At 50.1% G+C, this 15,514-nt stretch carries 11 protein-coding genes and 2 pseudogenes; 9 read left to right on the forward strand and 4 right to left on the reverse strand.

Annotated elements, in window-relative coordinates; all coding sequences use genetic code 11:
* Window positions 1-72: 72 nt before the first annotated feature.
* From PVE98_RS23600 to fghA, 6 genes are all read left to right on the forward strand, one after another.
* Window positions 73-282: a DUF1471 domain-containing protein gene (locus PVE98_RS23600; protein ID WP_048242214.1), complete on the forward strand. Its 210-nt coding sequence runs from the start codon at window positions 73-75 to the stop codon at window positions 280-282.
* A gap of 202 nt (window positions 283-484) precedes the next feature.
* Window positions 485-1,012, forward strand: coding sequence for a recombinase family protein (locus PVE98_RS23605; RefSeq protein ID WP_069729917.1), 528 nt, complete (start codon window positions 485-487; stop codon window positions 1,010-1,012).
* A gap of 516 nt (window positions 1,013-1,528) precedes the next feature.
* Window positions 1,529-1,804, forward strand: coding sequence for a formaldehyde-responsive transcriptional repressor FrmR (gene frmR, locus PVE98_RS23610; protein ID WP_069729918.1), 276 nt, complete (start codon window positions 1,529-1,531; stop codon window positions 1,802-1,804).
* Window positions 1,805-1,834: 30 nt separating this feature from the next.
* A complete protein-coding gene (gene frmA, locus PVE98_RS23615; protein ID WP_000842086.1) occupies window positions 1,835-2,944 on the forward strand; it encodes an S-(hydroxymethyl)glutathione dehydrogenase in 1,110 nt (369 codons plus the stop codon).
* A 41-nt stretch (window positions 2,945-2,985) separates the two neighbouring features.
* A complete protein-coding gene (locus PVE98_RS23620; protein WP_069729919.1) occupies window positions 2,986-3,384 on the forward strand; it encodes a VOC family protein in 399 nt (132 codons plus the stop codon).
* Between the two features lie 65 nt (window positions 3,385-3,449).
* Window positions 3,450-4,286: an S-formylglutathione hydrolase gene (fghA, locus tag PVE98_RS23625; RefSeq protein WP_069729923.1), complete on the forward strand. Its 837-nt coding sequence runs from the start codon at window positions 3,450-3,452 to the stop codon at window positions 4,284-4,286.
* A 27-nt stretch (window positions 4,287-4,313) separates the two neighbouring features.
* Here the strand turns inward: fghA and PVE98_RS23630 are convergent, their stop codons facing one another.
* On the reverse strand, window positions 4,314-4,949 hold the full coding sequence (locus PVE98_RS23630; RefSeq protein WP_069729920.1) for a recombinase family protein: 636 nt from the start codon (window positions 4,947-4,949) through the stop codon (window positions 4,314-4,316).
* Window positions 4,950-5,116: 167 nt separating this feature from the next.
* Here PVE98_RS23630 and PVE98_RS23635 point away from each other — a divergent pair.
* Window positions 5,117-7,886, forward strand: a pseudogene (locus PVE98_RS23635) (Tn3 family transposase); the annotation flags it as partial.
* A 34-nt stretch (window positions 7,887-7,920) separates the two neighbouring features.
* Here the strand turns inward: PVE98_RS23635 and PVE98_RS23640 are convergent.
* The gene (locus tag PVE98_RS23640) at window positions 7,921-10,905 is read right to left on the reverse strand and encodes a Tn3 family transposase (protein WP_069729921.1); all 2,985 of its coding nucleotides are present in this window, start codon (window positions 10,903-10,905) and stop codon (window positions 7,921-7,923) included.
* Between the two features lie 161 nt (window positions 10,906-11,066).
* On the opposite strand from PVE98_RS23640, the gene PVE98_RS23645 reads away from it, so the two are divergent.
* On the forward strand, window positions 11,067-11,663 hold the full coding sequence (locus PVE98_RS23645; RefSeq protein WP_033755777.1) for a recombinase family protein: 597 nt from the start codon (window positions 11,067-11,069) through the stop codon (window positions 11,661-11,663).
* A gap of 92 nt (window positions 11,664-11,755) precedes the next feature.
* Here PVE98_RS23645 and PVE98_RS23650 read toward each other — a convergent pair whose 3' ends face one another.
* Entirely contained in the window at window positions 11,756-12,640 is an 885-nt protein-coding gene (locus tag PVE98_RS23650) for a LysR family transcriptional regulator (RefSeq protein WP_038626483.1), read from the reverse strand.
* A gap of 199 nt (window positions 12,641-12,839) precedes the next feature.
* Here PVE98_RS23650 and PVE98_RS23655 point away from each other — a divergent pair.
* Window positions 12,840-13,974: pseudogene (locus tag PVE98_RS23655) on the forward strand (alpha/beta hydrolase).
* 356 nt (window positions 13,975-14,330) lie between these two features.
* Here the strand turns inward: PVE98_RS23655 and PVE98_RS23660 are convergent.
* Complete coding sequence (locus PVE98_RS23660) at window positions 14,331-15,464, reverse strand: glutathione-independent formaldehyde dehydrogenase (RefSeq protein WP_038626485.1); 1,134 nt, start codon at window positions 15,462-15,464, stop codon at window positions 14,331-14,333.
* Window positions 15,465-15,514 lie beyond the last annotated feature (50 nt).

Here is a 15,514-nt window from a genome sequence, read left to right on the forward strand (position 1 = left end):
ATACCAGCCACTTCCGTGGATGAGCGGAAGTGGTCTGGTATGCATGTCATCATGATGTAACGAGTTTATTCCATGTTTTCAGCTAAACGTATTGTGTTAATTTCTGTTCTGGCTTTTATGAGTGCAAATGCCTTTGCTAAAACGGTCAGCGTGACTGATTCGACGCTTGAAGGTGCAGAGGCAAAAGTGGCTCAACAGGCAGTCAGTGAAAATGCATCCTATAAAATCGTCAGTGCCTTGTATAAAAACCGCGTATACATGACAGCAGAACTCAGCAATTAAATTCCTGGACAGAAGATCCCATGCAAAGGGATCTTCTGCTTCAAGAGCCACAACGCTTACCTTCCATAAAACGACCGTTTTTTGGACTCACTCCCGTCTCATTATTAAGTGACCTGCACCCGCGATGCAGGATTACACCATCTCATTCCAGTATTCATTTTCCATCTATACTCAAATCAGGTGACTTACTGGAATCGATACAATGCTGATTGGTTACGCGCGGGTTTCCACCGACGATCAACATCTCGATCTGCAACGTGATGCCCTGATGCTTGCAGGGTGCGAGCGCATTTTTGAAGATAAAGTCAGTGGTGCCCAGGCAGAACGCGAAGGACTGGCCAGACTGAACAATTCTCTCCGGCCCGGTGATACCGTCGTTATCTGGCGGCTGGACCGACTGGGGCGATCGCTGAAAAATCTGCTGCAATTGGTCGAAAGACTTGACGGATTGCAGGTGGGCTTACGCAGCCTTCAGGAAGATATTGATACCACGTCCAGTGGCGGCCGCCTGGTTTTCCATCTTTTTGGTGCACTGGCGGAGTTCGAGCGCAATCTGGTATGTGAACGCACCCAGGCTGGTCTATCGGCCGCCCGTATGCGGGGACGTCAGGGCGGACGACCAGCTCTGCTCAGTCCGACGAAAAAAGCATTGGCGCTGAAGTTACATCAGGAGCGCAACCCACGAGAGCCATCAATGCCAGACAGCAGCTCGAAGGATACGTCCAGGTAACCATCACTGAGCATGGTCACAGTCATGTCGCCCACTTTTTTGCGATTTATGGCCGGTGCCTGCCAGTTAAGTTGTGAAGTCATGTGTTACTCCGTTTCGATGATGTGATTACAGGGAGATTACCGGGATAATCGTACCGTGATTGATGAAAGAAACTGCTCAACATGGTACGTGAAACGCTCAAAGTGGAATGCCAAAGCACTGAGCGCTATTAGGGGTCAGTTTGGATATCGAAAATTATTGTACGTTAGGCTCATTTTTTGACCATCAATGATGAGCCAATATCTGCCGAAATTTAACAGAACCGCCTATGCCCCAAATTCTGTATCGGTAGATATCATTTTTGTAGTAACTTTCCTTCCGGCAGCATCACAACCAGAAACCATATAAATATATGATTTATATCGTAAATATAAATAATTGTGTTTATCCTTCTTTGTACTATAGTGGAGTATGTATTGACGCTAGTTATATACTCCACTATAGTATATAAAATCAAAAATGGTGAGGTAAATAATGCCCAGTACTCCTGAAGAGAAAAAAAAGGCCCTTACCCGTGTTCGCCGCATTCGGGGTCAGATTGATGCTCTGGAAAGAGCGCTGGAAAATGGTGCTGAATGCCGTTCCATTCTTCAGCAGATAGCTGCCGTTCGCGGAGCAGCTAACGGTCTTATGGCAGAGGTGCTCGAGAGCCACATACGGGAAACCTTTGACCAGAATGACAGCTACAGCCATGAAATCAGTAAATCCGTTGACGATACGATTGAACTGGTTCGCGCCTATCTTAAATAGCTAAGCCATCACATTGAGGATAATTTACATATGAAATCACGTGCTGCCGTTGCATTTGCACCAGGGAAGCCCCTGGAGATTGTTGAAATTGATGTTGCACCACCTAAAAAAGGCGAGGTGCTGATTAAAAATACCCACACCGGTGTCTGCCACACCGATGCCTTTACCCTCTCCGGGAACGATCCTGAGGGCGTTTTCCCGGTGGTTCTCGGCCACGAAGGGGCCGGTGTCGTCGTGGAGGTCGGTGAAGGCGTGACCAGCGTGAAGCCGGGAGACCATGTGATTCCGCTTTACACCGCCGAATGCGGGGAGTGTGAATTCTGTCAGTCCGGGAAAACGAACCTCTGTGTATCGGTTCGCGAAACTCAGGGAAAAGGACTGATGCCTGACGGAACCACCCGCTTTTCTTACAACGGCCAGCCTCTTTACCACTACATGGGATGCTCCACCTTCAGTGAGTATACGGTAGTGGCCGAGGTTTCTCTGGCAAAAATTAACCCGGAGGCAAACCATGAACACGTCTGCCTGCTGGGCTGTGGCGTGACTACCGGGATTGGCGCTGTTCACAACACAGCGAAAGTACAGCCTGGAGATTCTGTCGCTATTTTTGGTCTTGGCGCAATCGGTCTGGCTGCCGTTCAGGGGGCTCGCCAGGCAAAAGCAGGACGCATTATCGCTATCGACACCAACCCGGCCAAATTCGAACTTGCCCGTCAGTTCGGTGCAACCGACTGCATCAACCCGAACGACCATGACAAACCGATTAAAGATGTGCTGCTTGAAATCAACAAATGGGGCATTGACCACACTTTTGAATGTATCGGTAACGTCAACGTTATGCGTGCGGCGCTGGAAAGTGCTCACCGTGGCTGGGGCCAGTCCATTGTCATCGGCGTGGCCGGCGCCGGGCAGGAGATATCCACCCGTCCATTCCAGCTCGTTACCGGGCGCGTATGGAAAGGTTCTGCTTTCGGCGGAGTGAAAGGCCGTACGCAGCTTCCGGCCATGGTAGAAGATGCCATGAAGGGTGAAATTGAACTGGAGCCATTTGTTACCCACACGATGACGCTGGATGAAATCAATGAGGCCTTCGATCTTATGCATGAAGGTAAATCAATCCGTACGGTAATCCGTTACTGATAGCGTCTCAACTGAGTCAAACCAACTGAAGGAAATGGATCATGGCAACACCTGTAATTTCAGGTAATGACGTTTTTTCCCACGTCTTCATCGGTGCATCCGATGTTGAAAAATCCGCTGCTTTTTACGATGCTGTCCTCGGTACGCTTGGCATCAATAACCTCGGCCCGTTTGGCAATGGCTGGGTACTTTATGGTCGCGAAAAGCCAGCCTTTATTATTGCACGTCCGGGCAACGGTGAAGCGCCATCGGCCAACGGCGTTACTGTCGGCTTTGCAGCTGCAAGTCCGGAAGAAGTTGATGCTTTCCACGCCGCGGGCCTTGCCGCCGGAGGGAAAGATGAAGGTCAGCCTGGCCCGCGCAGCCATCTCCCTGGAGCCTATGCAGCCTACCTGCGAGACCCTGCGGGTAACAAAATCACGGCTTATACGTTCATCTGATGTCCGGCTATGAATAGACCTCCCCTGACTCCCTGTCAGGGGAAATAACCATGAGACAGAGGCTGATGGAACTCATCGAGCAGCATGCCAGCGCTGGCGGCTGGCAAAACGTATACCGCCATAATTCACAAACACTTAATTGTGAGATGAATTTCGGTGTTTATCTTCCCCCCAAAGCAGCAACAGAAAAACTGCCGGTGCTGTACTGGCTCTCGGGTCTGACCTGTACGGAGCAGAATTTCATCACCAAATCGGGTATGCAGCATTATGCCGCCAGGAACAACATCATCGTCGTTGTTCCTGATACCAGTCCCCGTGGAGAGCATGTCGCAGATGCTGACAGCTACGATCTGGGCCAGGGTGCCGGATTTTATCTGAACGCGACGGAACATCCGTGGAACATCCATTACAGGATGTATGACTATATTCTCCATGAGCTTCCGGATGTTGTCATGGAGCATTTACCTGTAACATCAAGGAAATCAATATCCGGTCACTCCATGGGGGGGCTGGGAGCGCTGGTTCTGTCGCTGCGAAATCCTGATGAATATGTGAGTGTATCGGCATTTTCACCAATAGTGTCACCTTCTCAGGTGCCATGGGGACAACAGGCATTCACCGCGTACCTGGGTGAAAATAAAAAAACGTGGGAGCACTACGATCCCGTCAGTCTCATTTTACAGGGTGCGAAATTACCAGAAATTTTTGTTGACCAGGGATTAAGTGACGCCTTTTATGAAGATCAGTTACGCACTAAAAGTCTTGAAAGAGTGTGCAATGAGATGAACATCAACACATCATTCCGATATCATACTGGTTACGACCACAGCTATTATTTCATTTCCAGCTTTATTGGTGAGCACATTGCTTACCATGCCAACAGGCTCAGGCTGTCAGCATGAGTTGATTTCCAGCCTCAGAAAATGTGCTTAATTTTCAGGCCTGAACAGGGCCTGAATCCTGCAGACCTGAGATGTACTGTAACCGGTGGCTTCAGCAGTTTCTCTTATGCTCAGTTTCTTGACCTGTCGGTAATACAGAACTTTCTTATGTCGTTCCTGATCGGCCTGTTTGCCCCGGCATTTTCCCAGCGTATGTGCCCGTTCAATTCCCTGCTTCTGCCGATGGCGGCGGCTCAGCAAGTCCTTATGCGACATCGCGGCCATCAGGTCGATAAGCATATTATTGATGGCGGTTATCACGGCGCGGGTGATTGGGTCAGCCTGCGAAGGATCTTTATCTGACAGCGCCTGCCATGAGGCGGGTACATCGAGGCTGACAATCCGCAGCTCGTGTTGCTCGATTTGCTTTTTCAGCGTCATCCAGTCGCTGTTGCTCAGACGGGTCAGACGGTCTATCTGCTCGACCAGTAAAATATCATTGCGGTGACTGTCCATCAGTAAGCGCCCCAGTTCCGGGCGGTCAAGTTTTGTACCGCTGATGTTCTCCCGGTAGTAACTGGCTATTTTATGTCCCCGCTCCTGAACAAACTGCTCCAGCATCTCTTTTGCCCGATCGGCGAACTGATCTTCCGTCGATGCCCTTAAATAAGCTCTGATGAACATTTTTCCACCACGTTATCGCATTTAGGTTATTGCATTTAATCTATCGCATATAGGTTATTTCATTCATCGTGTGCCGTCACGTTTTGAATATGGCGTCAGGGTGTTCCCTTATGCGATAACCATTTTTGTTAAAAATACCGCATCGGATAATTTATGAGGGAAACTATATGGCAAGGAGGCAGATTCTTTCTCTGTCGGAAAGAGAATCATTACTGGCATTACCGGACGATGAGTTAACGCTGACACGAATGGCGTATTTTAGTGAGCATGATCTGGCGCTTATTAGTGCCCACCGTAAACCTGCCAGCCGTTTTGGTTTTGCCGTCCTTCTTTGCTATCTGAAAAATGTCGGCTTTGCACCGGATAAAAAAATCCCACCCTCTGATGCGCTGCTGAAGCATATCGCCAGCAGGCTAAAACTTACCGGGGATCTCTGGCCTGCTTACCTTTCTGGCAGGGATACCACCCGGCGCGAGCATTTAACCGAACTATACCGCTATCTTGGCGTAAAGGCGTTCACCGGCAAAATACAACAGGACTGTATTACACACCTGCTGCCGATGGCGACACGCACCGATAAAGGTATTCTCCTGGCTGAAGAGTTACTAATCTATCTCCGGCAGAACAACGTGATAATCCCCGCGATTGATGTCGTGGAGCGTACCTGTGCTGAGGCCATGGCAGGTGGCGATAAAATCGTGTTTCAGACCCTGAATGCCCCGTTAACTCAGGCTCACAGGGATGCTCTGGATCGTTTACTTGAGTCATCGGATAATCAGTCTTCCAGTTTGACTTGGCTTCTGCAACCTCCGGGTAAAATCAATGGTAAGAACGTGCTGCAACATCTTGATCGGCTCAGTAGCATTGAATCGCTGGCATTACCGGAAGGTATAGATCGTACCATTCACCAGAACCGATTGCTGAAACTGGCGCGGGAAGGCCGAAAGATGAGCAGCCGGGATTTGACCCGATTTTCAGCAGCCCGGCGTCATGCGATCCTGGTGTGCGTGCTGGAAGAAGCCAGAGCCACACTGACAGACGAAGTGACTGAGTTGCATAAGCGAATGCTGAACAGCCTTTTCAGCAAAGCCAAAAGAACACAGGCTGAGCGCCTTCAGCAGACCGGCAAGCTGATCCAGTCAAAACTGAGGCAGTACATCAATGTCGGTCAGGCGCTGTCTGATGCCCGCGATTCCGGTGGCGATCCATGGCTCGTAATAGAAAACATACTCCCATGGCCTGAATTTGTCGCCAGTCTGGAGGAAACACGTCATCTCGCCAGAAAAAATAATTTTGACCCGCTGCATATTATTACTGAGAAATACAGCACATTACGGAAATATGCCCCGCGCATGTTGTCCGCTTTACAGTTAGTCGCAACTCCGGCAGCGCAACCTCTGGCTGATGCGCTGGTTGTGATTAAGGATATGTACCGGAAACAGTCACGTAAAGTTCCGGCGACAGCGCCGCTGGATTTTGTCCCCGAAAGCTGGCGCAAGGTGGTAATTACACTGACCGGCAGTACTATGAATTTTGTGCGCTCAGCGAGCTTAAGGGGGCGTTGCGCTCCGGAGACATCTGGGTTAAAGGTTCACGCCGCTACAAAAATTTTGATGATTACCTCATTTCCGAAAAGGACTTTGACAAACTCACATCGGCGCTGCCATTGCCCGTATCTGCTGATTTTCATGACTACATTACCAGCCGCATGACCCTGCTTCAGTCCAGACTTGAAGAGGTCAATGCCATGGCTGCCCTTGGTGAACTGCCCGATGTAGAGATTTCCGACAGGGGCGTAAAAGTCTCTCCGCTGGACAACAGCGTTCCGGCGCAGGTTTCACCGCTGGCAGAGCTGGTTTACAGCATGCTACCGCGCCCTAAAATCACGGAGATTCTCGATGAGGTAAACAGCTGGACGACGTTTACCCGACATTTTTCGCATATAAAAAATGACATTACCCGTCCCGATACCCGCCTGCTCCTCACTACCATCCTTGCGGATGGTATCAATCTTGGCCTGACCAAAATGGCAGAAGCCTGCCCCGGTAGCACCAAATCATCACTCGAAGTTATTCAGGCATGGTACATCCGCGATGAAACCTATTCAGCTGCTCTTGCAGAGCTGGTGAATGCGCAGGGAAAAAGACCACTGGCGGCGTTCTGGGGCGACGGGACAACGTCATCATCAGATGGACAGAATTTCAGAACAGGCAGCTCAGGCCGCTACGCAGGGCAGGTTAACCCGGAATATGGGCAGGAGCCCGGACGTCAGTTTTATACCCATATTTCGGATCAATACAGCCCGTTTTACACCTGCATAATCAGTCGGGTCAGGGATTCAACCCATGTTCTCGATGGCTTGCTGTACCACGAAAGCGACCTGGAAATCAGGGAGCATTACACCGATACCGCTGGTTTAACCGATCATGTCTTTGCCCTGATGCATCTGATGGGATTTGCGTTCTGTCCGCGAATCAGGGATCTCCACGACAAGAAGCTGTTTATCAAAGGGAAAGCTGACCAATAGCCGGCGCTTCAGTCACTGATATCAACGACCAGCCTGAATCTGAAAGAGATCGAAATTCACTGGCGTGAAGTGCTGCGTCTGGCGACCTCGATAAAGCAGGGAACCGTGACAGCATCTCTGATGCTGAAAAAACTAGCCAGCTACCCCAAGCAAAACGGACTTGCCAATGCACTGAGAGAAATTGGCCGCATTGAGCGAACGCTGTTTATGCTCGACTGGTTCCGCGATCCTGCACTGCGTCGGCGAGTACAGGCGGGGCTGAATAAAGGTGAAGCCGTAACGCGCTGGCGCGGGCGGTATTTATGCACCGGCTGGGAGAAATCAGGGACAGAAATCCGGAAAATCAGAGCTATCGCGCCAGTGGTCTGACGCTTCTGACGACTGCGATCTCGCTGTGGAATACTGTGTATAGGGGTCCGCTTGGAAAACGGAAAATATCCTACGCTAAGCCTGTTTTTTGTACAGACTACTATCCACTGAGCGTAATGCGCGGTATTTACCCTGTCCCAGTTTGAGGTTTGTTCGCCAGACGTAATCCCCGCTCAGGATGATATGTTCCCATCCCAGTGGTGACAGATGGGTAATCAGTTGCTCATTAATCGGGATCCCTTTCCGTCTCAAAGAATCTATCGCTCTTTCTATATATACCGTATTCCACAGTGAGATCGCCGCAGTCAGCAACGTAAGACCGCTGGCTCGATAGCTCTGATTCTCCAGCCCCCTATCTCTGATTTCACCCAGCTGGTGCATAAAGACCGCTCGGGCAAGGGCATTGCGGGCCTCACCTTTATTCAATCCCGCCTGTACGCGTCGACGCAGTGAAGGATCCCTGAACCAGTCCAGCATAAACAATGACCTTTCGATACGCCCAATCTCTCTCAGCGCCTTTGCCAGACCATTCTGTTTCGGATAGCTTGCCAGCTTTTTCATCATCAGTGATGCTGTTACCGTTCCCTGCTTTATAGAGCTTGCCAGACGCAGGACCTCATGCCAGTGGGTTTCAATTTCCTTTAGATTCAGGCTGGTTGTGGAGATGATTGACTGAAGCCCCGGATACAACTCAGCTTTTCCATGAATAAACAACCGTTTGTCATGAAGATCCCGGATCCTTGGCGCAAAAGCAAACCCGAGCAGATGCATTAGCGCAAAAACATGATCAGTGAAACCTGCGGTATCGGTGTAATGCTCTGTAATTTCCAGATCAGTTTCGTGGTACAGCAGACCATCAAGTACGTGTGTTGAGTCCCGTACGCGGCTGATGACTTTGGTGTAAAACGGGCTGTATTGGTCCGAAATATGCGTATAAATTTGCACTCCTGGCTCCTGACCGTATTTCAGATTGACCTGACCCGCATAACGCCCGTGACTCCCCACCCTAAAGTTCTGCCCATCAGATGATGACGTTGTTCCATCGCCCCAGAATGCCGCCAGAGGTTGCTTTTTCTGGGCATTGACTAATTCGGCCAGCGCGGCTGAATAGGTTTCATCCCTGATATACCAGGCCTGAATGCCCTCAAGTGACGATTTTGTCGTTCCCGGACAGGATTCGGCCATTTTTGTCAGCCCAAGGTTGATCCCATCGGCAAGAATGGAGGTCAGTAACAACTTTTTGTCTTTAGGTCTGACGTGATTGTTTTTGAGATGTGTGAAATGGCGGGTAAAACCAGTCCAGCCGTCCACTTCATCCAGCATTTCAGTAATTTTAGGGTGAGGCAGCATGCCATAAACCAGATCACCAAAAGGGGATGCTGCTGAAGGGACACTGTTATCCAGCGGAGTAATTTTCACGCCTTTGTTCGATATATCAACATCGGGTAAATCACCGGCCAGCGCCATTGCATTCACTTCCTCCAGGCGCGATGCCAGTCGCGTCAAACGACTCTCGATGTATTCATGGCAATCGCCCGGAACAGCAAGGGGTAGCTGGTGATCCCGGAGTGATTTTTCAAAATCGCCAGACGGGATTAGATAATCATCGAAATTCCTGTAGCGGCGTGATCCCTTTACCCAGATGTCACCTGAACGTAAAGCTCCTTTCAGCTCATTCAGCACGCAAAATTCGTAATATTGTCGGTCAATGCCGGTGGGGGTGATCACCACCTTTCTCCAGCTTTCCGGGATGAACCCGACTGGCGCGGAAGGCGGTACTTTTCGGAGTTGTTTACGATATATATCTCTGACGGTATCCAGCGCGTCACTAAGCTGCATGGCGGCGGGTGCAGCCCTGAACTGCAACGCGGACAGCATCCGGGGGGCGTATTTACGCAGCGTACTGTATTTTTCTGTGATCAGATGCAACGGGTCGAAGTTATCCTTACGTGACAGGAACCGCGTCTCTTCCACGCTGGTGATGAATTCCTGCCAGGGAAGGACATCTTCTATTGCGGCCCAGGGATCTTCCCCGGATTCTCTGGCGTTAAGTAATGCCTGCCCGACGGTAACGTATTGCTTCAGTTTGCTCTGAATCAGCTTCCCCGTTTGCTGGAGCCGTTCGGTCTGCGTTCGTTTTGCCCTGCTGAACAGACTGCCCAGAATACGCTCGTGCAGATCAATAACTTCGTCGGTCAGGGTGGCTCTGGCTTCCGATATGATACAAAGCAGCGAGGCATAACGGCGAACATCAGTGAATTTTGCCAGGTCCCGACTACTCATTTTCCTGCCTTCGCGTGCGAGTTTCAGGAGCCGGTTCTGGTGCACGGAAAGCGCAATACCGTCAGGCAGTGCCAGCGACTCTATCGCATTTAACCGGTCGATATGTTGCAGGACATTTTTGCCGTTTATTTTCCCCGGAGGCTGAAGCAGCCAGGCCAACCGTGAAGGTTGTTCCCCCTCAGATACCAGCAGACGGTCTAGTGCCGCTTTTTGCCCCGGTTCAAGCTGCGCGGTCAGCGCAGAAAAAACAGCCCTGTCGGCAAGCGTTGTTGCTTCAGCCAGGGTTCGTTCGATCACCTCAACAGAGGGGAAAATAACCTTATTATTGTGGAGCCAGGAGAGCATTTCCTCCGCGAGTAAAAAACCTCTGTCTGTCCGCATGGCGTGAGGATAAAGGTGGCGAATACAGGTTTTTTGTTGCGCCCGGTTAAAGGGGGATAATTCCAGGTAGCGATAGAGTTCAGCCAGATGCTCCCAGCGGGTGACCTCTCTTGAGGCGTACTCAGCCCACAAATCAGGCTGAAGTTTCAAATGAGCTGCCAGGCGGGAGACAACACCGTCGTGAGGTGAAATACTTTTGTCCGGAGGAAATCCTGGTCCTCGCAAATAGCAAAGTAAAACAGCAAAACCCAGGCGGTTAGCTGGCCTGCGATGTTTATTAATAAGCGCGAGGTCATGTTCACTCAAAAAGCACATGCGCGTCAGAAGAAGGTCATCATCCGGCATAACCAACAAGCGTTCTTTTTCTTCACTACTGAGTATTTGTCTCCGTGGCATAGATGCTTCCTCTGCATATAGTTTATTTAAATTATCGCTTTGCGCTGACCGAAAACGGTCCGGTTTCGTACATGTAGAATATAGCCTGTCCGAAAGTTAGTGTTTTTAATTTCGGACATGCGCTATAATAAGTACACCTATTTCGTACACAAAATAACTACATGTCACGAGTCTTTGCCTACTGCAGGGTATCGACCCTCGAACAGAACACTGAAAACCAGCGTCGTGAAATCGAAGCGGCCGGCTTTGCCATCAGACCCCAGCGACTGATTGAAGAGTACATAAGTGGTTCAGTCGCGGCTGCTGAACGCCCTGGATTTATGCGTCTCCTTGATCGAATGGAAAACGGGGACGTTTTAATCGTAACGAAGCTGGATCGCCTCGGGCGAAACGCCATGGATATCAGAAAAACCGTTGAGCTACTTTCTGCGTCAGAAATACGGGTACACTGCCTGGCGCTGGGAGGGGTAGACCTCACCAGTCCGGCCGGAAAGATGACAATGCAGGTAATCTCGGCGGTTGCTGAATTTGAGCGCGATCTGCTACTTGAACGTACACATGCTGGTATTGCGCGGGCTAAGGCATCCGGAAAGCGTTTCGGCCGCCCGCCGGCTCTGGATGACGAACAAAAGAAAGCGGTGTTCTTGCGTCTTAGTGAAGGGAAGAGTATCAGCGCGATCGCCCGCGAATTTGACACCACACGGCAGACCATTTTAAGAGTGAAAGCGATAATGGAAGACGCTGATGCTCGTTCATGAGTTGCTTTTCTGCGTATGTCCGCTTTGTGCCATAAGCGGACGTTATTCCGATAACAAAGAGCGGAACAACGAAGAATATAAATAGCTAAACTTCAGATTTTCAGTATATCAATGACGACTCTCAGTGCCGGCGACACATTGCGGTGAGGATAATACAGGAATGAACCTTCCAGGCGCTGGCTGTAACGTGGCAACGCCCTGATAAGATTGCCTTGCTCTAAATCATCAGCGACCAGTTCCTCCGGGACATAAGCCAGCCCCAGCCCCAGTCTGGCTGCTTTTGCTTCCATGTAGCTGTCAGAAAAGGCCCACTGTCCTTGTGGTCGGTGCGTTATTTTTTTACCGTCCTGAAGGAGTTCCCACTGATAAAGGCTACCATCGGCAAACTGGTAGGCTATACAAGGATGAATCACTAAATCAGCCGGTGTTTGTGGAAAGCCATAGCGACGAAAATGCTCGGGCGTAGCTACAACAACCATCTCCATGTCAGGTGTAATACGCACCGCGACCATACCCTGTCCTACCTCCGGCCCCAGCCGCACGCCGGCATCAAACCGCTCAGCGATAATATCGACGAACCGGCTTTCACTGATGAGTTCAAGCCTGATATCGGGGTAACGGTGCTTAAATAGCGCCAGCTTCGGTAAAAGAACTTTATCAATAGCATGCTGGCTGGCATTGATGCGTACCGTACCGGACGGGGTATTCCGGTAATACGCCAGCGTGGCAAGACCCGTATCTAAAGCATCAAATCCGGATTCTGTTGTCTGATACAGTTGCTCACCTGCCTGTGTTAACGACAGCCTGCGCGTAGTGCGAACCAGAAGCTGTATACCCAGCCTTTCTTCAAGTTCACGGACAGAACGACTAACGCCTGATTGTGCAAGTCCAAGACGATGTGCCGCTGCAGTGAAACTGCCCTCCCGCACCACCTGCATAAACAAGTAGAGCTCATTATAGTTTTCCCGTTTTGCCATTTGCGCGTCCTCAGAATATCTGGCCGCAAATGATGTCTGCTGCGGCCCTTCATTTATAACAATATGCTATTAATCCTGGCAATTTTTACCCTCTAATCAGCACTATTTCTGCTACCTATAATGAGCGCATTGCATCAAAGCACAGCAGTACTCTCCGTATGAAACCGGTACCTCACTTTTCTTTTTCAGGGGAATTTAAATGAATGTTTTCACCAGAAAGCTGACAGCCGCGCTACCCGCTATGCTGCTATGCGTATCATTAAGTGGAGTTACGACAATGAGTTATGCTGACACATCTAATCCGAACTCGCCTGTTTCAATGGTAGAAAAATGGGATAAAACCTTTGCAGAGAGCGATAAGGTTGATCATCGCAAGGTGGCATTCCAGAACCGTTACGGGATCATATTAGTAGGGGATCTTTACATCCCCAAAAACCGGGGCGAACGTAAACTGGCTGCGATTGCATTAAGTGGTCCTTGGTGCGGTCAAAGAGCAATCAAGCGGCCTGTATGCACAGACCCTGGCCGAACAGGGATTTGTTGCGCTGGCATTCGATCCTTCTTACACGGGTGAAAGTGGTGGCTATCCGCGTAATGTCGCCTCTCCGGATATCAACACTGAGGACTTTAGCGCGGCGGTTGATTTCCTTGGATTACAAAAAGAGGTGGATCGCCATCGTATTGGATTACTCGGTATTTGCGGCTGGGGAGGCATGGCACTCAATGCGGCGGCGATGGATACACGCGTAAAAGCAGTTGCGACCAGCGTGATGTACGACATGAGCCGGGCGATGGGACATGGCGTTGGTGATGGCAAAGACCGTTATTCAACAGCCGATCGCCGTGCCGTATTACAGTACCTGAACGAGCAGCGCTGGAAAGATGCTGAAAGCGGAACTATCGCCCGCGGTAGTCACGATATTAATGTGGATAAGAATGGCAGCGTAAGCGCTTCTGAGCGAATTCTGCCGGAAACATTACCCGCGAATCCACACCCGGTACTGAAAGAGTTTTTTGATTATTACAGAATGCCACGCGGCTTCCATGGGCGTTCTGTTAACTCTAATGGCGCATGGAATGCAACGATGCCCTTGTCGTTTATGAATATGCCGCTGCTTAGCTACGCAAATGAAATCACTATTCCTGTGTTGATTGTTACAGGTGAAAAAGCGCACTCGCGCTATTTTGCAGAAGATGCCTACAAAGCGGTTGGCAGCACTGAAAAAGAGCTTGTGATCGTCCCCGGCGCAAACCACGTGGACTTATACGACAACGCTGCAGGTAAGATCCCTTTTGCCAGGTTTGAACAGTTTTTCAAAACCAGCTTAAGATAAAAACGCGGCTCAGAATCGTTTAAAAGCCACCTGTAATACGCAGGTGGCTTTGATTCTGGATCTATCCAGACCTGATGTTACATAGAATCCTTATAATATCGCACTTCATTCTCACCCACTCTCATCGTTATTACATGAATAGCGTTTATTTCGTTTATGCCTGAAGAAGATCGGGCGCTATTCACAGGTCCTGATAATATTCATAATGCGTCATTAAACATCACAATAGATACAGGGGCGAGCCTGGCAGCAGAAGATAAATATTATGACAGGATACGCAATGGTATCCCGTCGATATTTCTACATTGTTCCGGTTTAATTGTTCCGATTTAACTTTTATAACCGATCAGCGTCAGTTAAGGCTTAAGGATAACCTTCGTCCATCCCTCATCGCGATCGTCAAAGTGCTTATATCCCTCAGGCGCCTCAGCAAGTGAAAGACGGTGTGAGATTATGCCGCCCGGGCTGGCTTTACCCTGATGGATCAGACGGGCCAGCTGACGATTATAGGCTTTGACGTTCGCCTGGCCGGTGCGGATTGACTGTCCTTTAAACCAAAAACTGCCGAAATCAAACGGCATCTTACCTTCTTTGGCAAGGTCTGATGCAGCTCCCGGATCCTGCGGGATAAACACGCCAACCACACCAATTCCCCCGGTTGCTTTGGTTGATGCAACGAGGCTGTTCATAGTGACCGAATTATCTTCATGGCCATGTTTGTTACAGCACTGATAGCCCACGCATTCACAGCCACAGTCAGTGCCGCGTCCGTCAGTTAAGTCGAGAATTCGTTGCACGGCTTCATCGCCGGTCGCATTGATGCCCGTCGCCCCCATTTTCTCTGCCAGCGCTAAACGGTCCTGGTGTGTATCCACTACAAATACCTGTGAAGCGCCTTTTATCATGGCTGAGTGTGCGGCCATCAGACCCACCGGCCCCGCGCCGTAAATGGCTACGCTTTCGCCAGGCTTTAATCCGGCGAGTTCTGTCGCATGCCAGCCGGTAGGGAAAATGTCAGAGAGCATCACATAATCATCTTCTTTTTCTACTGCGTCAGGCGGAAGCACCAGGCAGTTAAAGTCTGCAAAGGGGACCCGAAGCAGTTCCGCCTGACCACCCTCCCAGGAGCCCATTTCAGCAAAACCATAGGCCGCGCCCACAGTACCGGGATTGGTGGTGAGGCAAAAACCGGTCAGACCTTTTTCACAATTCTCGCAAAAACCGCATCCGACATTAAATGGCAGACAGACATAGTCACCGACCTTAACACGCTCCACTCCTGAGCCAATTTCAACCACCTCACCCAGGTTTTCGTGCCCCAAAATACGTCCCTGCTCAAAGCTGGTCCGACCCTCGTACATGTGCAAATCCGATCCACAAATATTGGTGGTGGTAATGCGGACAAGCACATCGGTGGGGCGAACAATTTTTGCATCCGGCACGTCTTTAACTTTTACATCATAGGGACCGTTGTAAATAACTGCTTTCATGATCTTCTCCTGCTTGCGGCCGGAAAGGTGTGGCTGCCCGACCGGGTAAG

Origin of the sequence: Pantoea sp. GABEPS69, from assembly GCF_045780835.1 — a bacterium.
Lineage (GTDB): Bacteria > Pseudomonadota > Gammaproteobacteria > Enterobacterales > Enterobacteriaceae > Pantoea > Pantoea septica.

Bases quoted from the DNA above. Each gene is read 5' to 3' on its own strand.
- PVE98_RS23645 (WP_033755777.1), top strand. From the start codon at position 11,067: ATGTCACGAGTCTTTGCCTACTGCAGGGTATCGACCCTCGAACAGAAC.
- frmA (WP_000842086.1), top strand. From the start codon at position 1,835: ATGAAATCACGTGCTGCCGTTGCATTTGCACCAGGGAAGCCCCTGGAG.
- PVE98_RS23605 (WP_069729917.1), top strand. From the start codon at position 485: ATGCTGATTGGTTACGCGCGGGTTTCCACCGACGATCAACATCTCGAT.
- PVE98_RS23650 (WP_038626483.1), bottom strand. From the start codon at position 12,640: ATGGCAAAACGGGAAAACTATAATGAGCTCTACTTGTTTATGCAGGTG.
- PVE98_RS23600 (WP_048242214.1), top strand. From the start codon at position 73: ATGTTTTCAGCTAAACGTATTGTGTTAATTTCTGTTCTGGCTTTTATG.
- PVE98_RS23640 (WP_069729921.1), bottom strand. From the start codon at position 10,905: ATGCCACGGAGACAAATACTCAGTAGTGAAGAAAAAGAACGCTTGTTG.
- PVE98_RS23630 (WP_069729920.1), bottom strand. From the start codon at position 4,949: ATGTTCATCAGAGCTTATTTAAGGGCATCGACGGAAGATCAGTTCGCC.
- PVE98_RS23620 (WP_069729919.1), top strand. From the start codon at position 2,986: ATGGCAACACCTGTAATTTCAGGTAATGACGTTTTTTCCCACGTCTTC.
- PVE98_RS23660 (WP_038626485.1), bottom strand. From the start codon at position 15,464: ATGAAAGCAGTTATTTACAACGGTCCCTATGATGTAAAAGTTAAAGAC.
- frmR (WP_069729918.1), top strand. From the start codon at position 1,529: ATGCCCAGTACTCCTGAAGAGAAAAAAAAGGCCCTTACCCGTGTTCGC.
- fghA (WP_069729923.1), top strand. From the start codon at position 3,450: ATGGAACTCATCGAGCAGCATGCCAGCGCTGGCGGCTGGCAAAACGTA.